Source organism: Gammaproteobacteria bacterium, assembly GCA_019748175.1.
Classification (GTDB): domain Bacteria; phylum Pseudomonadota; class Gammaproteobacteria; order JAIEPX01; family JAIEPX01; genus JAIEPX01.
Map to the genome: position 1 here is coordinate 134,910 of JAIEPX010000008.1, position 20,747 is coordinate 155,656.

Genomic DNA, 20,747 nt, shown 5'->3' on the forward strand with positions numbered 1-20,747 from the left:
GGTTGGTTGACAGTGAAACGAATTACGGCGAGAATTCTAGCCTGGATATTTAGGAACTCTCTTATATCAAAGGAAATGATAGTATGAAACGATTTCGCTCAATGCATTTTGTTTGCGCCTTATTCACCGTATTATTTTTAGTCGGTTGTGTTCATCAAAATGATGTGGTCAGGAACTGGCCTGCTGGTCCTAATCGATTCAAAACGCCTGCTAATAAATTTAATAAATCAAAAATGAGTGTTGTGGGCTATGAATTAATTCAAGTTCGAGGACCCAATCCAGAAAGCGAAGCATCAAGGCATGATCGGCTTGTGCGATCAGGAAAAATTCCGTTTAGCCCTCGAGTGGATAAAAAGAATACAACGGGTGAAATTAGTCCTCCACGTACGGTAACTTATAATCCTTCCCGTTGGAGAGATTGGGGGGCGGATCAACCTGCAGTGATGCAAGAAAAAAGTCGTCGATATACTAGCGCTCCTGAGGAAGTAAACTTTTAGTTATTTACCACAAGAGACAAACGTTGTCATCGCGATGACATGAGCAAAGGGGTCAAGGTTAATCAATTAATTAAACTTGACCCCTTTCTTTTTAAGCCAATTTTTTGTACTTAATTCTGCGTGGTGTTTCAGCAGCATCACCTTTTCGACGACGTAAATCTTCGTGATAATCTTGATAATTTCCTTCGATGAAAACCGTTTCGCTGTCGCCTTCAAATGCTAAAATATGCGTCGCTATTCGATCCAAGAACCAACGATCATGTGAAATAACAATCGCTGATCCTGGGAATGCCAATAACGCTTCTTCGAGTGCGCGTAGTGTTTCAACGTCTAAATCATTACTCGGTTCATCCAGTAATAAAACGTTGCCACCACTTCGTAATAATTTTGCGAGATGCACTCGGTTACGTTCACCACCCGATAATTCACCGACACGTTTTTGTTGATCGGATCCTTTGAAATTAAATCGACCGACGTATGCGCGTGAAGGCATTTCAACTTTGCCGACTTGAATAATGTCTTGACCGTTAGAAATTTCTTCCCACACGGTTTTGTTATCCACAAGATGGTCGCGCATTTGATCAACGTAAGCGAGCTGCACTGTATCACCAATTCGAAGAACACCTTCGTCAGGTTCCTCTTTTCCGGTAATCATGCGTAAAAATGTCGATTTACCAGCACCGTTCGGGCCGATCACACCTAAAATTCCTCCAGGCGGCAAACGGAAATTAAGATTTTCGAACAATAATCGCCCATCAAAACTTTTGCTCAGGCCATTGCCTTCGATCACTAAATCGCCTAGACGTGGTCCGGGTGGAATATAAATTTCGTTAGTTTCACTGCGTTGTTGAAATTCCTTGGAACTTAATTCTTCAAATCGTTGCAAACGCGCTTTACTTTTTGCGTGACGACCTTTTGCATTTTGTCGAACCCATTCCAATTCAGCTTTAATTGCGCGATCATGTGCCGCTTGTTGTTTTCCTTCCATCAATAAGCGTTGTTCTTTTTGATCTAACCAGCTCGTGTAATTTCCTTCATAAGGAATTCCTTCGCCGCGATCAAGTTCTAAAATCCATTGAGCAGCATTATCTAAGAAATATCGATCGTGAGTAATGGCTACTACTGTTCCAGGAAATGATTGCAAATAATGTTCTAGCCACGCAACACTTTCTGCATCTAAATGGTTGGTAGGTTCATCCAGTAATAACATATCTGGTTCAGATAATAATAATCGACATAATGCGACGCGTCGTCGTTCACCACCCGATAATTTTGTCACATCCGCTTCCCAAGCAGGCAAACGTAATGCATCCGCTGCGCGTTCTAATTTATAATTAATATCCCACGCATTGACTGCTTCGATTTTAGTCTGCAATTCACCTTGTTCTTCAATGAGTTTATTCATTTCGTCATCACTCATTGGTTCGGCAAATTTCATGCTGATAGCTTCATAATGATCAACAAGGGATTTAATTTCAGCAATCCCTTCTTCGACATTTCCGCGTACATCTTTTTGAGGGTCGAGTTGGGGTTCTTGTGGTAAATAACCAATTTTTATCCCAGGTTGAGCACGAGCTTCACCTACAAATTCTTTATCAGTGCCTGCCATAATGCGTAATAAAGTGGATTTACCTGAACCGTTTATACCCAGCACACCAATTTTGGCTCCAGGAATAAAACTCAGCGAAATATCCTTCAAAATATAGCGATTTGGCGGAACAATTTTGCCTAACCGTTGCATGGTATAAATGTACTGTGACATCATTTCCTCTCATGAGATGTTGAAACCGCAAGAGTGTAGCACAAATCGAAGTAAAGGGGAGAGTTTGGAACATGGTGAGATGGTCGTCAGAGGATGTTGCGGTCATAGATTTGTCCCCTTAAAAACTAGGGTTTCGTTGATTTTTCACCAATAATAGGGTAAAATTTCCCGTTTAATTAACCATTTGGAGAAGAAATATGAAAGGACCAGCAGAAGAACCAAAAGTAGCACCATCCCCCGTTAGAGGCAAAATCAAATCCGTTGACTTAGCTAGAACAATTGAGCTGAAGTTGGGGATCGAAGGCAAGGTGATAATAAAACAAATTAGAGGGGGCAAAATATCATTTTCTATTGAGACTAAAGATTATGAAAAACTATTGGCTCTTTTTCACGAGATACCTTCCTTTCTGGATGGTGATGAGAATTATATAAAGGAAGTTCGCGAAACCGATCACGGAAAATACACTGTTGTTGTTACAGAGTCTCATTTCCGATTGCGTTTATTGGCACATTTGTATTTGCGAATTGCAGAAGAGAGGAAGGCAGTAATAGATATAGCCAATTTAATTGATAGGCTGAGAACAATAGAAGTGAATCCTTCCAATGTTGATAAAATACGTGCCGTATTTGGAGATTACAAATGGGATCCGTCTCATTTTATTATTTTGCATGAAGAATCATTTTTATGTTCACATGTGCGAAAATTAGTTCAGGCGCATACGCTTATGTGTTTAGCTGATCCGAACGAAAAATTCCTTCCAAAGAAAGCTGCATTTGTTAGGATAGATAATCTTAAGGCGAAGCATAAAGGCGAACTTAACTGTGTAATCGAAGTGGTTCCTCAAGATTGCTTAGAAGCTGCACGACCACTTGTTAAGCTAGGGCTTCCGGTTTGTGTATTGAATATGGCTAATCAAAATCATGTGGGTGGTGGTTACGCTCATGGTGCTGGAGCTCAAGAAGAAGATCTTTGTAGGCGAACTGACTTATTAAATTCACTACCTGATTTTTATGAGGGAGCGGGTGGATTTGGAGATTTTACTGTTTTATATTCTGAAGGCGTAACAGTATTTCGTAAAGGTGCAGATGCGGGTTACGAAGTTTGTAAGCCTGATGACCGTTTTCAAGTCAATATGGTGAGTTCAGCTGCCTATAATTTAGGTAATGAAAAATCGACTAGTTATAAAGATCCTAATACTCAACAGTATGAAGATGGCATGAAGCGCAAAATTCGTGGTCAATTGCGTGCGGCTAAGGCTAATCATGATCGAGCTCTTGTGCTTAGCGCATTTGGTTGTGGTGCATTTGGAAATGATTCTAAACGGGTGGCACAATTTTATTTGGACGTTATCAGCGAACAAGAATTTGCCAATGCATTTGATTATATTAAATTTGCAATTATCCCGAATCCTTCACAGGACAACAATGATAATTTCACAAACTTTCAGAGAGTTTTTCAAGGCAAAGGTCTACGTCCTGAAGATCTAGTTCTAGAGGTTGTAGAAGAAACATTGGAAATGTAATGTATTTGACTGATGGCTTTAGCTGCGCAAATCGATTTCTTCGACCGGCGCAGCTACGATCTGACCCCCCATATTTTTAAAAAACTAATATATTAGCTTTATATCAAATTTCCCTTGACTTTTCTGTATAATCCTACTATATTAGACCTATTTGAAGATAAGGCTACTTATCAGACATTAAACCTAATAAATTAGGATTAAAATGGCCAGACGTATCAAGAAACTACCAACTCCTGACCTTAGCCAGCCCGTGGGACCTAAACTGTTGGGAGAAGCGATTAAAGCGAAGCGCACACAGAGCAACTTGCGTTTAGAAGATGCTGCAGCTCTTTGTGGTGTTGCCAAAGAGACATTTCATAGGATAGAACATGGACAAGGTACAAGTTCCGTCGATAACGTACTGCGAATTTGCGATTCATTAGGTATCACACTCTATATCAAACCTTGGCAAGAAAACGAAGAGGTGGGTGATGTCTGGAAATGAACATAGCTTAGCCCTATATTTAAACAATAAACACACTGCCGATATATTGTTGATAGAAGACTCGCTACAGTTTCACTATAGCGAAGAATGGCAACGAAAAGGCTACCCGTTATCACCTCATCTCCGCTTAAATAATGTAATTCCACGCGAAAATGTTGAGAGATTTTTGCGAAATTTATTGCCTGAAGGTAACGGGTTAGACGAATTGTTAAGAAGTTTTCATTTGAGCAAATACAATACATTTGGATTAATTAGAGCACTTGGGAAAGATATATCAGGTGCACTCATTGTACTTGCATCAAATGAAAAAATTCCGCTCGACCCAATTTTCCGCCCGATAACAGATGCTGAGTTAGAAGAGCGCCTAAAGCATCGTGAAGGACATAGCCTGATAATCTGGGATGCCAAACCTCGATTATCAAGTGCAGGTGTACAAGATAAAATTAATGTTTTAATAAATGAACAGGGACAGTTAGGATTTGGTGAAGAAGCTTTATGTTCGACTCATATTTTAAAATTTGAGAAACAACAATTATCCCATTTGGTGTTGAATGAATTTACTACAATGCAATTAGCAAAACAATGTGGGTTGAACGTTGCTGATGTCCAGTTAAAGCGGTACGGCAATTACTCAGCATTGTTGGTTGACCGATTTGACAGAAAATTTATTTCCATGGAGCAAATTAAAAGACTCCATATTATTGATGGCTGTCAGGCATTGAATATGTCTCCAGAATACAAATATGAACGCATTTTTGGTAGTGGTAGGGATGTTGCTCACATTCGAGATGGCGCAAGCTATAAAAGAATATTTCAATTTGCAAATCAATGCGCAAATCCTTCACTCACCAAACTGAAAATACTTGATTGGGTGCTATTTAATGCATTAGTTTTTAATTGTGATGCGCATGGAAAAAATATTAGTTTCTTTGTTGATAATAGTGGCATAAAACTTGCTCCGTTTTATGACTTAGTTAATATAAAGATGTATCCTGAATTTGAACAAGAAATGGCTATGGCATTTGGCGATGAATTTGATAGTGATGGCATTAATGCTTATCAATTAGCAGACTTTGCAGATAGTTGCCAACTTAACAGATTGCTTGTCACGAGACGCTTAAAATCGCTGGCAACAAATTTGTCATTGGTGTTGAAAAATGAATATAAGCCACAAACAAAAACAAATGAAGAAACGGATTACTTTAATCAATATAAATCTCTAATCCTCAAGCGTTGTGAATATCTACTTGACCAGGCAGATCTTATAAAATCGATTGAACTATGTAAAGTTGGGTAGGGTCAGATATTCGCTTGATACATAGTTAATAGTTTACTGTAAACTATTAACTATTAACTATGTATCAAGTGAAGATCTGACCAATTTCTTTTCCCTGCATTCTTTACTGGACTTTTTGTTAAAATTCGAGGTAAAATGCTGCATTAACTGAATGAATAAGAGGTTGGCACATGAAAGGTAAGTTGAGTTTAGAAAAATTAGGAAGAGAGGCAGATAAAGGCCTTCGGACTATCGGAGAGGCTGTTTCAGGGAAAAAATCAGCAAAAGATAAAGCTGCAAGCTTCCTGGAAGATGTGGGAACAGCGTTAGAAGGGTTGGCGGATAGCGCAAATAATAAAATTGACAGCGTTGTTGATGCCATCACCTTAAGTCAGTTAACTGTAAAGCTAGACAAGCAACATGAGAGTCTGCAGGGTAAGATTAATGCACGCTGCGCTATACTTAAAAAACAACCTAATTCTGTACCTCCTAGTACCTTGAATACTTGGGTCGAACAGCTCAATAGTATGAACGATTATATCAAAGATTACCCAAATTCCATTTGGTTTTTTACTGACCAACAGAAAATACAGGCCACAAATATGGCCTTAAAGGCGTATGAAAGAATTGATAAAATAATCAAAAATCCCAATGCGTCTATAAAAAACTATGAAGCTGCAATATTAAAAATCAAAGATCAAAATTTACGGAATGGAATTTTTTGTATTGTCGCAGGTCTTATGGTTTTGGGAGGGCTTGCGCTGCTAGCGACTCTCGATTTAGCTGTACTAATGTTCAGTCCAGTGATTATTGTTGCTGCATTGTCAGTAATAGTCGGAGGATTTCTACTGAATCAAGGAAATAATGATAATAATTTCTGTAATACATTTCAGATAACTACACCAAGATTTTTTGGCAAGCAAACAGTTTTGAAATCAGCTGAAGTTAGCGATGTAATACACGCACGTCAAGATAAAATCACGTTCAAAATGTAGTAGAAATTATCGAAGAAGAACTAGTAAGCCATTTGCGCAAAACGTTTTCTTCGGTAACTTATGAAAGTGGCTGAAACTAAACTTACGGCAGCTATCGTGAGCGGTAAAGATTGAGATATATTCGTTAAAGGTCCCATTAACAACGCGCTAATTCCCCAAGGTGCAGAGAATGCCGCAGCGGCTAATCCTAAAACACAACCTTGCTTTGCTTTTGATACGCTATCAGAAATCAGTGTCATGATAGTGGGGTAGACCATACCAACTCCGATTGCGCCGGGGATAACAAAAATCCATTGTGAAAAAGAATTTTGTGTTAATGCGCACGCAATAAAAGATATAGCACAACAGAGTAATGTGCTAGTGAGTAATATTTCTAAAGAAATATAACGAGTCAGAATTTTATAACCAAATGTTAATCCTAGCGCCATCCAAATTCCGGTGTACGCTAAAAATTGTGAGGTTAAATTAACTGAGTAAAGAAATTTCTGTGAGAGATACAAAGAAATATCTTGATAGTAAAAACTCCAGCCCAATTCGTAGAGGAAAAATATCAAAAATAATCGAGTGGTAATGTCTGATGATAATGCTTCTTTAATCGTGTTCTTGAAATTTGCGAGCGTTAATAATTTCTCAGCATCATATGTATTGTTAGTGTTGTTATACATTTTTACTGTCAGTAGGAGTGTTATAAAAATCAACAATAGGGTAGCGAAAAATGGCGTTGTATTATTAAACCAGCTCACGTAATTGGGGTCAGATAAATAAGCACCCAGAGGAGGTCCCACCAATAAAGATAACGTCATTGCAATCGCAACCATTGCAAAATACCACGCTTTTTGTGTTCCTTCGCTAATATCGGCGATGGCGGTTTGTGCTAAGGATTGGCTGCTGGACGCAATGCCGGCAATAAATCGACCCACTAATATCCATGATAATGAAGCCGTGAGAACGCCTATAATGGGCAGCATAAATCCAATTAAAGAAAGGGCCAATGAAAAGACTAATGTGCGTTTTCGTCCCCAGCTGTCAGACCATGTGCCAATAATCGGTGCACCTAATACATATCCGAATGATCCCGTCGCTATACATAAGCCGAACAAAATGTTGGCCATCATGGGGGAAATGTCGCCCATTAGAGAGTGAGAATGCTCTGTGAATAAACGCAAGAATGTGGGGATTGAGACCATGTACCCCATGGAGTCGATGAAGATAATCAAAATCAGAGGGATTAGCGCACGTGATTGTTGAGTAATTTGCTTTGAATCTATGTTCTTATTCATGATGTGGCCCCTCCTCCGCATTGACAAAAAGGGCATTATAAGTGGTCAAATCGCTGATTGCTACCTTTTTGCTCAGGGCAACCTCAACTTTTGACGTAATGCATCATATCAAAAATTGAGGTTGCCCCCTTCTGATGCATTATCTACTTGGTTTTTTCCTTGCTGGATTATTGTTTGATTTTTTAGTGCCTGTCGCTTTCTGTTTAGTTTTGGTTCCATTCTTTTGTTTGACGGACATTGTTTGTTTTTTATCCTTCGTAGAATTTTGATTTTTCGGAGTAAACATCAGAGCAGGTGCGCTTAGACTGGACCTGGACACTTTTTCTTTAGGTTTTGAAGGTGTGATTTTTGCTTCAACTTTATTTTTATTATCATGTTTCGGTTTAGGTTTTGGCTTTTGAGGAGAGCGTGGCGGTGGTGGTGCGGGTAGCGTTGGATCAGGTTTAAGCTCCTTCAACATTTTTGCTGTGCTTGATGTCTGCAAAGGTATGGTGACTTCACTACTTTCTTCTTCGAGGCTAAACGTGATGGATTCATGAATGCTCGGATCTTCATAAATAGAAGAAGAGGGGGTTAGTAACTGATCATCACCCGAAATTCTCCCTGCATCATTTACAAAGGCATTTTCAAGCGAGCTAACACTACGTAGCATCAAAAAAATTGCTTGAAGTTGCAGATTGTTTTTTAAAAAGTTGGGTATACCCGCCAAAAAATGAAATCCATGCCCATCTCCCCGTATAGTTATGACCTTGCTCTTTTTTGATTGATTCAGTGCCGTTATTGCGAGCTCACAGTTTCCGCAACATTTTTTTGAGACCCCTACATAGATCGGCTCATCCTGTTCGAACAGATTCTGGCGTTGTGAATAAAGATAGTCGACGATCTGTAATTCTGCGTGAGGAGCTTTACCCTGCTTATATTGCTGCTTTTTTTCTAAAAAAATAAAAAGACCTTTACGCATGATTTCTGCCATTTTGGTAGAAATTGCTGCCGGATCGCGGGGGTTGTGGTAAGCCAAATATATGGAATACGTGACTTTATCTAAAGCGGATTCAAAACGAGAGGCATAGGTTTTGTTTTGTTGGAATAACTTAATATGTATTCGAGTATAAGCCAAAAGTTCTGATTTCATTTGACCGGCCCATTTTATAAAGACTGATGAACTAGGTCTTTCACTGCATTTTTGAGAAACTTTCTTTAAATACGCCAATATCTTGTCAACAAACTCGGATTTTAGTGCGTGATTATTGGCTAATAATAAATTTCTTCCATCAAAACATGTTGCACCACAAGTCGCATCACCTTGAATGATGGTTGCTATTGAATCATATCGTCGTTTATTGGCTGGGAGAGATACAGACTTTTCTAGTGCCATTATGAAATCCTTATTTACTTACCCCATAAGATCTAAAATTAACTTTATACCTTGGCCAGTGTCAAGGTGAAATGATTAAATGAGGAAACGAAGAACGGTTCCCTATACCATGTTACACACGATGCAATCACTGGCTATCGCACTGAAGGCATATGCATTAGTTGACTTCCGGGGTTCATCTAGGCAGAATTTTGTCCTTAAAAGGAATTACTAAAGGAATTGCTCAATGTTTTGTCATTCATCAAAAGTTCGAAACTTAATCGTATCCGCCAGTCTTTGTGGTTTTGTTTGTTCTAGCGCTTCTGCGATCAAAATCCCAGGATCAGTTGCGCCAGGGCGCATTCAACATGAAGTCGTTCCATTGCACCGTCCTTTACCTGCAACGCAAATTCATTACGCAGATTTTCCCTTGGTCAGAATTGATTGGCATCAAGAAAAGAAATCGCCTGCGCGACTCCAAAACGTGATTGTAAAAAATCAGGAAACGGATTTTTCTGCTCAACTAGAAATTATCAATGGTCGTTATCTGGGATTGCCGATGACATTAAATAATGTCACACAATTGGCAACTGAGCTCGGGCAATTTTATCGACAGCATGGTTTTTTTGCAGCACAAGTTGTAGTCCCGCAACAACATAGGCGTCATGGTGTTTTAGAAGTCGTTGTTTATGAGGGTGCAATCAGTGATGTTCAAATTACTAATAAAAAAACAAGTGCTAATATTTTACAGCGTTATGCACATAAATTAAAAAAATTATCTCCGTTGAATCGTGCTGATGTCGAAAGAAAAATTTTATTGATGGGAGAAATTTCAGGCGTTACTTTGACGGCTGATATTGCTCCAGATAGCCAGCATCCTGGTTGTGCAAAAGTGACATTAAATTCAGAATTTAAACAAGTTGGAATTGATTTAGGTTATGATAATTACGGTGTTCGATGGGAAGGTCCTCATCAATATTCCGCTAATGTATTTGGTAATTCTCTTTTTCAACTCGGTGATCATTCTCATGTGAATACACTGATGAGTAGTGATGGAAGTGAAATGCGATTTTTGGCTGTTGAACATGATATGCCATTGGGCTATGCAGGTACGCGTTTAAAAATTTGGGGAAATTATACGCGTAATGAACCAGAATTTACGTTGAGTCATTTTGATTTTGATGGAAGAGCAGTTTCTGCTGGAATTTTTGCACGTCATCCTTTTATTCTTTCTGTGACGCAACAATTATGGGCACGTTTAGGTGTGCGTTTTACGGATGAAGAAGTCAAACTGCAACATAAACATTATTATGTCGACAAAGTGCGCGTTTTAGAAGCTTCGACTAATTACATTTTTAATGATTGTTGGAAAGGTCAAGCAGTTGCGCAAGTGGGAGCAAGTCATGGTTTTGACGTGCTGGGTGCTGAAGATATTGAGCGATCATGGCACTCGTTAGGCAAAGGTGTTGACGATTTTACCAAGATTAATGGTGAAGTCAGTTATACGCGGCCGTTGGTTGATCAGTTTTCTTTGATGGTGGGTGGTCAAGGACAATATGCTTTTAATCCGCTCGTTGTTTCTGAATTGCTGAGTGTGGGTGGTCGGTATTGGGGGCGTGCGTACGATTGGGCAGAAATTATGGGTGATAGTGGCGTCGTTGGCACAGCTGAATTACGCTATGATACAAAGCCTGGTGCGCCAGAACACAAAAATGCGCAGTATTTTCTTGCCTATGATGCCGGCGCTGTGTGGGCACGCTATGCACATCACCATCGTCAAAGTCTGACTTCTTTGCAAGCAGGAGTGCGCTTTGATTTTACGCGATATTTGAGTGCTGATCTCGTAATAGCTAAGCCATTAACGCGAAAAGTATTAGCTGAAGAGCTGGCGGATCATCACGGCGATCGATTCCGTGCCTTTTTTAGAATCGCTCTGCATGCTTAACTGGGAGATGCTGAGATGAAAGGTGAAGATTTTCCTTACACTATGAGGGGCTCTAGGGGAGAGAATCGTGATTCTCACCCCTAAATCTAAAAAGGAAGCATCCCCCGGTTTTATAAGCAACCGTTATTAATACAGGCTTTGAGTGCCCAAACACCCAAAATCTAAAATCGGGAGATGCTGAGCTGAAAAAGGATTTGACCTACTGCGTAGACGCAATTATAGTATGTACACGATTCAATCTGAACGATTGCTTTTTAAACAGGGAGATATTAAGCATGAATGCTAAAAAATTGCTCTTAGGGACTATGGGCGTTGTCGCATCTCTAGGGATTAGCTGCAGTTCTCTTGCCTATTACGGCGTTGTCGCAAACGAATTTCAACCAGGATTTTATATAGGTCTACAAGCAGGTTTTGCTCAGACATGGTGGAGTGATCTAGATTCTATCACTGACAACTTCCCGAGTTTAGGTCTGCACTGGGAAGGTACTCATGGAGATTGGGCTGCCCGTGGTGACGTAGGCTATGATTTTAATGAATTCTTTGCGGTAGAATTAGGCTTAGCTTATTTCAAAGCTGGAAGAAATACACTGACAACCGTACCTGGTGGATTAACCCTCTATGATCAACATCCAAAGGCTTTTGCAGTCGATTTAGTTGCAAAACTCAGTCTTCCTCTGGATAACGGATTCAGGTTGTTTACTAAAGCGGGTGCGCATTTCACCAAGGCAGCACATGCTCCTATATTTTTAGATGACGCCACTATTGTTGCTGACCAAGAAAACCGTAAAGTAGCTCAAGTGTTATTCGGTGTAGGCGCTAGCTATGCAATCACTAACTCATTTTCGGCTGATTTGACCTGGACTTTTTATAGAGGCACCAGCACTTTTGACGATAAATATATGCCCAACACAGATCTTTACACATTGGGTCTAGCTTATAAGTTCGCTTGCTCATAACTTGAGTATTATGTCCAATCGAGGGAGAGCTACAGTTCTCCCTTTTCATTTCTAATGCTTGACCACACACTTTGATCGCATGATAATGACTCGTCTTTATCCAGGTTAAGTGAGGAGTGATTGTGGCTAAGAAAGAACGCGCTTGTGTACTACGCCGTTATGATGTGACACGTGATGATTTACCTTTATCTTGTCCAATGCCGGACATGAGGCTTTGGGATGCCCATCCGAGAGTTTATTTACCGATTGAAAAAACAGGACATGCTGCTTGCCCTTATTGTGGATCAGAATTTTTTCTGAAAGATAAAAAATGAATAATGCGCAGCACATAAAAAAATATCTCATTATAGGTCCTGCTTGGGTAGGTGACATGGTCATGGCTCAAACGTTGTTTACTCTTTTGAAACAACAAGCACTTTGCCACATTACGGTTTTAGCTGCGCCTTGGAGTCATGGTCTTTTAGCGCGAATGCCTGAAGTTGATGAAACATTATCGCTTCCGTACGGTCACGGAGAATTTAATTTTAGTTCTCGTTGGAAGCTTGGACGTTCTTTGCGTGAAAAAAACTTTGATCATGCGATAGTGTTAGCCAATTCTTGGAAATCTGCGATTATTCCTTTCGTTGCAAAAATTCCTGTTCGCACGGGTTGGCGTGGTGAGATGCGCTATGGTCTTCTTAATGATGTTAGAATTTTGGATAAAAAACGTTATCCATTAATGATCGAACGATTTATGGCATTGGGATTACCGCCTGGAAAAGATTTACCAGAACCACGTTGGCCATTATTGCAAATCACTGATTCGCACATTGAAAATGCGCTAGCAAAATTTCAATTGTTAAAAGATAAACCCATTTTAGCTCTGTGCCCCGGTGCAGAATATGGTCCTGCAAAACGTTGGCCGGTTTCGCATTTTGCAGAAGTTGCAAATGCAAAATTGAATGAAGGTTGGCAAGTGTGGTTGTTTGGTTCTGCAAAGGAAACTCCTCTTGCAGCAGAAATTCAACAGCTAACCTCACAACAATGTGTAGATTTGACCGGTAAAACGTCTTTAGCTGAAGCCATTGATTTATTATCACAAGCGAGTGCTGTTGTTTGTAATGATACAGGTTTAATGCATATAGCTGCAGCTTTAGCGCGTCCTATTGTTGCTGTTTATGGTTCCTCTTCACCAGGATTTACACCCCCATTAGCTAAGCAAGTTGATGTCGCGACGCTAAATTTGTCTTGCAGTCCGTGTTTCGCTCGAAACTGTCAATTTGGACATACTGCATGTTTGAGAGATTTATCTTCTCAAAGAGTATTGCAAGGTATTGATAACGTTATCGCATTATAGTGAATCAGAGTAATAAATTATGCGCGTACTTATTGTAAAAACCACATCATTGGGTGATATCATTCATCTGCTTCCTGCGCTGACTGATGCACAAACTGCAATTCCCGGAATTAGATTTGATTGGGTTGTCGAAAATTCTTTCCAAGAAGTTCCGAATTGGCACGTTGGTGTTGAACGTGTTATTCCTGTTAGATTTCGTCAATGGCGAAAACAGCCATTTTCTAAAAGCACTAAAGAAGCGTGGCGAGAATTTAAAAATACGCTGCGAGAGCGTCAATATGATAAAGTCATTGATGCTCAAGGATTATTAAAAAGTGCATTTTTAGCGAGAAAAGCCTTAGGTCCTCGGTACGGATTAAATTTTCGTTCAGCGTGGGAACCTCTTGCAAGTTTAACGTATCATCATCGAGTCAGTGTTGATCCAAGACAGCACGCAGTCATTCGAATGCGACAATTAATGGCAAATTGTCTAGGTTACAAATGCCCGACCACAATTCCTGATTATGGTATCGATGCTGAAAAAATTGCGGATAATTCTCAACTCGCCGCATTGACTGCAGAGCAAGTTAATTTTGATAAAACTATCCTATTTATTCATGGTACAACATGGACAACCAAAGAATGGCCAGTCATTTATTGGCAGCAATTATTAAATATAGTCGCCGCATCAGGTTATCAAGTATTAATTCCGTGGGGAAATGAGATCGAATTTCAACGTGCAAAAACAATTGCTTTAGCACATCCTAGTGCAAAAGTTTTACCGAAATTAACGTTATCGGGGATTACGGCAATTCTTGCACATTCACGTGCTGCTGTGGCTGTTGATACGGGTATTGGTCATTTGGCAGCCGCGTTAGCATTGCCTACAATATCTTTGTATGGTCCAACCGATCCATTGGCAACTGGGACGATGGGCGCCAATCAAGTGCATTTAAATCCTCAATTTCAATGTGCACCGTGCTTGAGTGAGCAATGTCGATACTCCGGTGAGTCTAAAGTTAAACCCGCGTGTTTTGAAACGATATCTCCTGAAAGAGTTTGGCAAAATTTGCGCGAGTTGATGGAGTTAAATGTTGTTGCTTAATAATGTCCCTAATTTACTTTCTGTAATTGTGACAACATACAATCGACCTGATGCACTTTCTCTCGTGTTGCAAGGATTAGCTCTCCAAACAAAAAAAAATTTCGAAGTGTTAGTTGCCGACGACGGGTCAACCACTGAAACAAAATCACTCATTGAAAATAATCGCTGGAATTTTCCTATTAAGCATATTTGGCATGAAGATCAGGGTTTTAGGGCTGCATTAATTCGTAATTTAGCGGTGAAGGAAGCGCAAGGCGATTATCTGCTATTTATCGATGGGGATTGTGTTCCGTGTTCTGATTTTATTAAACGCCATAGTGAGCTTGCCGAAAAAGGCTGGTTTGTAGCGGGAAGTCGTTTGCTTCTAAGTCCCGCATTAACAGAGGATGCTGTGACTGGAAAGAAAAAAATTCTGCAATGGAATTTTTGGCATTGGTTAGTTGCGCGCATCACAGGCCAATGTAATCGTATTTTACCGTTACTTCACCTTCCTTTTCTCCCTCGTAAAAATAAATCACAAGAATGGCGAGGTGCAAAAACCTGTAATTTAGCGATGTGGCATGATGATTTTAACCTTATCAAAGGATTTAACGAGCATTTTATTGGTTGGGGATATGAAGATTCTGATTTGGTAATAAGATTGTTGCGAGCTAATGTACGTCGTAAACAAGGTCGATCTGCGGTCACTGTTCTACATTTATGGCATAAAGAAAATGATAGGCAGCATGAAGCGGATAATTGGCGTAAATTAATGCAGACTAAGGGTGGTTCTTCAATCGTGCCTGAAAACCAATGACACTAGAGAAAAGAATAATGCAAACGCAATACAATTTTAGTGTGGCTCTAGATTTGCCTTCTAAAGAAAGTCCTTCTGTTATTGGGCAAGTCCTTTTATTGTTAGGTGTAATTTTTTTACCATTCGGTGCTGGTTTTACCAATACTATTTTACTTGCTGCAGCGGGGGTTGTGTTATTGTCCGGTCATTGGCGAGAAAAATTAACATTATTATCTCATCATAAGACTACCTATTGGGTTTTATTATTCGGAATTCTTATTTTCGCGGGCGTATTTTACAGTGGCGGAATATCTAAAAATTCATGGGAAGGTTTGAGTAAATACGATAAAATACTTTACTTTTTCGCTTTTTTGCCATTGCTCGCAGGGGCAGTTTACCGTCGGCTCTTAATCAATGCGTTTGTCATCAGTGTAGTACTTTCTGTGATTTTGGGCAGTGATATTAATCCTATTGATAGTAGTTTTCTTATTGGTTTTACAACGTTTATTTTGTTAAGAAGAGTAATCGATAGTAGGAGATGGCGTTGGCTTAATAGTGCATTATTTATTTTCTTGAGCATTTTTCTATTATTTTACAATATTGAGCGCACAGGATATTTAATTTTCTTTGGAGGTCTTGGGGTCGTTTTTTGGCAAGTTTTTCGATGGCGAGGATTGCTGTTAGGTGTGACTTTGATTATCAGTTTAATGGTTAGTTTATTCTGGGTCAGTCCCGTGTTTCAAGACCGCATTAAACTCGGATATTCGGAGTCGGTGTCTTATTTATCTGAAAAGGCCAAGATGGAACGATCAATTGCTGAATACCTAGGGTTGATTTCTCTCCATGATTCAGGAATATCCGAAGAAAAAAACCCATCATTATATGATGTTTATAAAGGAAAAACAGGATTATTAGCCCAGAAAAATTGGCTATTAAATCCACATGCACATTTTCGTCATTCTTCTATAGGGTTACGTCTTGGATTTGCGCAATACTCATGGCAAGAAATAAAAAAGCATCTGTGGCTTGGAAATGGAACAGGAAGTTTTAAAGACGTCTATTTGGCTGGTGGTGGACCAAAAATTGACGTTGCTCCATTGGGGCATCCGCATAATGAATATGTTTTAGTCTGGTTTCAATGGGGTATTATTGGGTTAATCGTTTTTTTAATGTGGCAATTGACTCTATTGAAAGAATCATTTCAGTTGCCGAAAAAAGAACAGGCATTATTACAAGGTTTGTTAGTCTGTTTTGTGTTGTTAGGTTTTTGTAACGCTTCTCTTTATGTTAATCCTTCAGGCGATGTTTTTGTTATCATGTCGGCAATATTATTGTCTTCAAAAAATAGTGATCGAGGAAGATTATGCGAATTGCAATAATACACCATCAATATCAACGTAAAGGCGGTATGGAACGTTACTTATTTGATTTGCTCGAAGGCTTTTCACAGAAAAATGATCGCACTACAGTGCTTGTGTATAAGCAAGATAAGTCAATATTGCCTTTTGAAAATTCAGAAGTAATAAAATACTCTCTTAATTGGTTGCCTCGAGTGTTGAGAAAGTATTTTTTTGCTTATCGTTTATCAAGGGGATACAGTCGCGATTCCTATGATTTCACGATCAGTTTGATGAGATCAATGAGCCAAGATTTGATTGTCTGTGGAGGAACACACTGCGGATTTTTGGCTCATACCGATAAAAAACCCAGCATTTGGGACCGATGTGAAATTTATGCAGAACAAAAAAGTTTTATGATCTCAAAAGGCATTATTGCGCATTCACGTATGGTTGCTGATGAAATTCAGCGCTATTACGCAATAGAGCCCGAAAAAATTCATTGCATCTTGCCCCCGATTAACACCCAGCAGTTTCACAGCGGCATTCGAAAGTCTCGTGAAATTCTTCGTCAAAAATGGGATATTCAGTCGGATAAAATGACTTTATTATTTCCATCGACTGGACATAAACGCAAAGGCATAGAGCCGTTGTTAAAAGCGCTAGAATTGCTTCCTCAAGATCGCTATGAACTTCTAATTGCCGGCGATAAAATAACCAAAACTAAACTGCCCAGTAATGTGCGATGTTTAGGTTTTGTTACTGATATGGCAGAACTTTATGCGGCTGTTGATGTCACAATTTTGCCTTCTTACTATGAGCCGTTCGGTTTGGTTGTGCCCGAATCATTGGCCTGTGGTACTCCGGTCATTGTGTCGCCATTTGTTGGAGCTAAAGATTTACTGAACGATTCTTATGGCATTGTGATGCCGTCAGTGAGTGTTCAGGCAATCAAGCAGGCCATAGAGCGTGCTTCTCAACAGCAATTTGATATCCCAGAAAACTTCTCACAAAAACATGATTTGACAATTGAAGCTCATATCAAAAAGATCAAGGATATAATGCCGTTACGGGTATCATTACATTCGACCGCCTTTGAATAAGGTCATGATTGGACCATTGTGAATACCCGTTTGAGTGTCCTGAGATGATAGTATTATGCCTATCCCCAGAGCCACTTTCTTCAGTATTTGAGTACCTAAATAACGTTTAAATTCTGTTTTCATCCTCAACCTACTCCCGCTAGAAAGTCGGGAGTTCTCAAGACTTTAAGGCCCTTTAAAGGTGTGCTTTAATCATGTGTATGGGTATAATGATCCTACCGCGTTTTCAGGCGCTACTAAACGTCTCTGACTGTGCGGTATTAAATATGCTTGAACGCACAAAAAGGGATTTTTTTATGAAAAGTAAACTACCGATTCAGTTAGTGCTTATTTCTACACGTGATGAAAAATTTAAATTACTAGAAAACCCTTCTGAAAAGATACTTTCTCAATATAAAGTCTGCCTAATTTTGCCACTCTGCGATGACCGTGAACAAGCCTATTGGAAATCTCTGAAACACCTTCTTTACAACTGTGCTTGGTATTCAGAAGAAGCAAAGTACTATCGCACTGCTCTTTGTCTAATGAAAAATAGCCGTTATCGAAATAGTAGTCAACGTGATGAATATCTTCGTGAATTATCAGCTTACGAAGAAAAAATTGGGAAATTGTTGCATTTTCCAGAAGATTATTCTTCCGATTCAGATTCGGAATTAAAGGAATCAAATGAAAAATTTAGCGATGCACATGATAATGATCGAATTAAGTTTTATCGAAAGAAATGCATCAAAGATCTAAAAATATTTTTAGAAAAAGAAACAATGAACACGGGCATGGTATTTGGTAGCGAAAATTCTACACGCGATCGAGATATTTTAGAAAAAGCAACAAAAAAGTTTCTAAGATCTCATGATCCATCAGGTTTAAAGGCAAAGTTAAAACGTGATGATCAAAGCATAGGCACAATCAAGGCGATTAAAAAGAAAGAAAATGGTTATCAATACAAAACAAACTCACAAGAAAGTGATGAAGAATGGCTCGATACAGACGCAGAAATCGTTGTTCCCCTCATTCGTGGTATAGGGTACTTCACTGACCGCTGGGCGCGTTTAGCCAAGAAAAATCATCGAACGATAAATTTCGTCGGGAAAAAATTGCACTCTTCAGCCGCTGAACATTCTGTCAATGAGAATTTTTATTTAAACTTAGACAAAGATAAGTGGCTTGATGATGAATATCAATCTGACTTGCATAGAAATGCAAAAACATTAAAAACAACGGCGACTGATCTTAAATTTTCACCAGATTGGATCGCTATCAAATATAATAGTGAATATCGACTATTCCCGAATTGGCTTTTATTTCTCCAACATCTTTATACCAATGGAATCGAACGCTATAAGTTATTGTTGGAGTGGTTAAGAAAAAATGATCCTAAATGGCATCTCTATCTGCCCAATGCTCATAATTTCCTCGTGTCTTTCAGCGAGCTTCCTTTGCATGCTCTGCGTTATACAACTGATTGGAAAACTATTTACGGTAGTTACGCACTGCACCCACGGTGGGATGAAACCGGCAGAGCTGAAAAACTCTGTGTTGGTATGATATATGCGGCATTGAGTCCTATCGATGATTTTCTAAACCTAGACAGTCCAAATTTCGTGAGATATCTTGAAAAAGAAGGTGAAATTGCACCTTCAGGTGTCATTGCACCTGAACTCGAAGTTTCATTTTTGTCATTTTATCCGGCAGATCGAATTGTGATTCAGCGAAAAATGAAATTTCCTTCGTTTCATCGTCCTTATCACGTTGAATATGGAAGAAAATATGGTTTCAGTCCAGAGCAATATCAGTTATTTAAAAAAGCGATTATAAAAACACATTCTCTTCCCGCTCAAAGAGTATGGGTTGAAAAATATCTACGGGATTGGTTGATTCTATACCATTCAATTACCATTATGGCGGAATTATACGCAAAAGCGGATAAAAAGACGATTCTGTATATGAATGATGAAGGTGGTCTTACAACTTCATTTCCTAAAAGAGAACAAGGTGTAAGAGATCAATTAGGTAAACAAGCCAGCAATAACCTTGCACAACAAATTTTCGCTCAAAACAAAGGGGTTGATTTTGGAACAGTCGCATGTAATTACGCGACACCCGTGCAAATTAGAGTCATACACCAATCAGATATAGGTGCGGTATCTCCAACTGTCGTTCACAGCGATCAATTTATTTTAAACTCACGTCGAAGAAGAGTCTCATTAGGGGGCAGCGAACCCCCATTACGAACACAGGGAGGGTCGCCGTTTAGAGACGCTACCCCTATTTTTCGGAGGCATGACAGTGAACCACTCTTACGAAGAGCAGGTCATTCATTTTCTCAATTTTGGAGAAAGGCATCCTTCAAGCAGATAAAAATTCCGGTCATAGGATTAGCTAGGACTGGAACTTTTTACGATATTAATGTTCCTAGTGATGGAACTTGTATGTTCTATGCCATCGCATTGGATTATTTATTGTCCATTATTAATAATCCAGAACAATTTTTACAACGCTATAAAAAATTATTCGGTGATGGGTTTGACGCACTAATGGATGAGATCAAAGAGGATGTTCTTAATTTCAAACATGGAATTGAGGATACTCGTTTTGAACAATTGGTATATTCCGTCATGAGAGTTCGGGTTGTCGAGTACATGAAGGAAAACGCTCACATTTACGCCAATGGCATCGATGACTTTCAGCTGTATTTAAAAAACATGTCCGAAAGAAGTATGTATGCTGGAAATCTAGAAACTCATGCTATCAGTGCTTTTTTAGGGCAGAGAATCGACGTTTATCATGTGGTGAAAGGGCAAATTAAATTGTTGGAAGAGCCAGCTGATACTAGTGTGTCGCAAACTCCTCTTTGTATCTTATATACAATGAGTGATAAGGCTTCTAATGTCAATAATCACTATCACGCCCTCATTGAAAAGGAAATTCTCGACCGTTCCTTATTACAAGAGGAAGAGCCTCCCGAAGATATAGATTCGATCTCAAAAGATCTCAGCCTGCTATTTATGTAATGACTGATTAGCGGGAGAAAAATCTCCAA

General features: G+C 39.3%; 18 protein-coding genes. 14 read left to right on the forward strand and 4 right to left on the reverse strand.

The features are described 5' to 3' along the window. Positions 1-83 precede the first annotated feature (83 nt). Entirely contained in the window at positions 84-497 is a 414-nt protein-coding gene (locus K2X50_03790; GenBank protein MBX9586359.1) for a hypothetical protein, read from the forward strand. 91 nt (positions 498-588) lie between these two features. Here K2X50_03790 and ettA read toward each other — a convergent pair whose 3' ends face one another. After that, positions 589-2,259 (reverse strand): energy-dependent translational throttle protein EttA, encoded by a 1,671-nt coding sequence (gene ettA / locus K2X50_03795; GenBank protein ID MBX9586360.1) that lies wholly within the window; start codon positions 2,257-2,259, stop codon positions 589-591. Between the two features lie 197 nt (positions 2,260-2,456). Here ettA and K2X50_03800 point away from each other — a divergent pair, with 197 nt between their 5' ends. The 4 genes from K2X50_03800 to K2X50_03815 all read left to right on the forward strand — a co-directional run bounded on the left by K2X50_03800 (position 2,457) and on the right by K2X50_03815 (position 6,537). Beyond that, on the forward strand, positions 2,457-3,782 hold the full coding sequence (locus tag K2X50_03800; GenBank protein ID MBX9586361.1) for a TIGR02452 family protein: 1,326 nt from the start codon (positions 2,457-2,459) through the stop codon (positions 3,780-3,782). A gap of 202 nt (positions 3,783-3,984) precedes the next feature. After that, positions 3,985-4,266, forward strand: coding sequence for a helix-turn-helix domain-containing protein (locus K2X50_03805; GenBank protein ID MBX9586362.1), 282 nt, complete (start codon positions 3,985-3,987; stop codon positions 4,264-4,266). After that, the gene (locus K2X50_03810) at positions 4,253-5,563 is read left to right on the forward strand and encodes a HipA domain-containing protein (protein ID MBX9586363.1); all 1,311 of its coding nucleotides are present in this window, start codon (positions 4,253-4,255) and stop codon (positions 5,561-5,563) included. The genes K2X50_03805 and K2X50_03810 overlap by 14 nt, the downstream gene beginning before the upstream one ends. 170 nt (positions 5,564-5,733) lie before the next feature. Beyond that, positions 5,734-6,537, forward strand: a complete 804-nt coding sequence (locus tag K2X50_03815) for a hypothetical protein (protein MBX9586364.1) — start codon at positions 5,734-5,736, stop codon at positions 6,535-6,537. Between the two features lie 20 nt (positions 6,538-6,557). On the opposite strand, the gene K2X50_03820 is transcribed toward K2X50_03815, so the two are convergent. Together K2X50_03820 and K2X50_03825 are read right to left on the reverse strand one after the other, a co-directional pair. Continuing rightward, positions 6,558-7,817 carry an MFS transporter gene (locus tag K2X50_03820; GenBank protein MBX9586365.1) on the reverse strand — a complete coding sequence of 420 codons (1,260 nt, stop codon included), beginning with the start codon at positions 7,815-7,817 and terminating at the stop codon, positions 6,558-6,560. 139 nt (positions 7,818-7,956) lie between these two features. Further along, positions 7,957-9,192, reverse strand: a complete 1,236-nt coding sequence (locus K2X50_03825) for a nucleic acid/nucleotide deaminase domain-containing protein (GenBank protein MBX9586366.1) — start codon at positions 9,190-9,192, stop codon at positions 7,957-7,959. A 226-nt stretch (positions 9,193-9,418) separates the two neighbouring features. Between K2X50_03825 and K2X50_03830 the strand changes: the two genes are divergently transcribed. From K2X50_03830 to K2X50_03865, 8 genes are all read left to right on the forward strand, one after another. Next, positions 9,419-11,116, forward strand: coding sequence for a hypothetical protein (locus K2X50_03830; protein ID MBX9586367.1), 1,698 nt, complete (start codon positions 9,419-9,421; stop codon positions 11,114-11,116). Between the two features lie 275 nt (positions 11,117-11,391). Next, positions 11,392-12,072 carry an outer membrane beta-barrel protein gene (locus tag K2X50_03835; GenBank protein MBX9586368.1) on the forward strand — a complete coding sequence of 227 codons (681 nt, stop codon included), beginning with the start codon at positions 11,392-11,394 and terminating at the stop codon, positions 12,070-12,072. Positions 12,073-12,194: 122 nt separating this feature from the next. Further along, positions 12,195-12,386: a zinc-finger domain-containing protein gene (locus K2X50_03840; GenBank protein ID MBX9586369.1), complete on the forward strand. Its 192-nt coding sequence runs from the start codon at positions 12,195-12,197 to the stop codon at positions 12,384-12,386. Continuing rightward, entirely contained in the window at positions 12,383-13,408 is a 1,026-nt protein-coding gene (gene waaF / locus K2X50_03845) for a lipopolysaccharide heptosyltransferase II (GenBank protein ID MBX9586370.1), read from the forward strand. The genes K2X50_03840 and waaF overlap by 4 nt, the downstream gene beginning before the upstream one ends. A gap of 19 nt (positions 13,409-13,427) precedes the next feature. Next, the gene (waaC, locus tag K2X50_03850; GenBank protein MBX9586371.1) at positions 13,428-14,492 is read left to right on the forward strand and encodes a lipopolysaccharide heptosyltransferase I; all 1,065 of its coding nucleotides are present in this window, start codon (positions 13,428-13,430) and stop codon (positions 14,490-14,492) included. Further along, entirely contained in the window at positions 14,479-15,288 is an 810-nt protein-coding gene (locus K2X50_03855; protein MBX9586372.1) for a glycosyltransferase family 2 protein, read from the forward strand. Before waaC ends, K2X50_03855 begins: the two co-directional genes overlap by 14 nt. Positions 15,289-15,305: 17 nt before the next feature. Beyond that, positions 15,306-16,646 (forward strand): O-antigen ligase family protein, encoded by a 1,341-nt coding sequence (locus tag K2X50_03860; GenBank protein ID MBX9586373.1) that lies wholly within the window; start codon positions 15,306-15,308, stop codon positions 16,644-16,646. Beyond that, on the forward strand, positions 16,631-17,707 hold the full coding sequence (locus tag K2X50_03865) for a glycosyltransferase family 4 protein (protein MBX9586374.1): 1,077 nt from the start codon (positions 16,631-16,633) through the stop codon (positions 17,705-17,707). The genes K2X50_03860 and K2X50_03865 overlap by 16 nt, the downstream gene beginning before the upstream one ends. Here the strand turns inward: K2X50_03865 and K2X50_03870 are convergent. Continuing rightward, positions 17,684-17,830, reverse strand: a complete 147-nt coding sequence (locus K2X50_03870) for a hypothetical protein (GenBank protein ID MBX9586375.1) — start codon at positions 17,828-17,830, stop codon at positions 17,684-17,686. The genes K2X50_03865 and K2X50_03870 overlap by 24 nt on opposite strands. Positions 17,831-18,003: 173 nt before the next feature. On the opposite strand from K2X50_03870, the gene K2X50_03875 reads away from it, so the two are divergent. After that, complete coding sequence (locus K2X50_03875) at positions 18,004-20,718, forward strand: hypothetical protein (protein ID MBX9586376.1); 2,715 nt, start codon at positions 18,004-18,006, stop codon at positions 20,716-20,718. Positions 20,719-20,747: the final 29 nt, after the last annotated feature.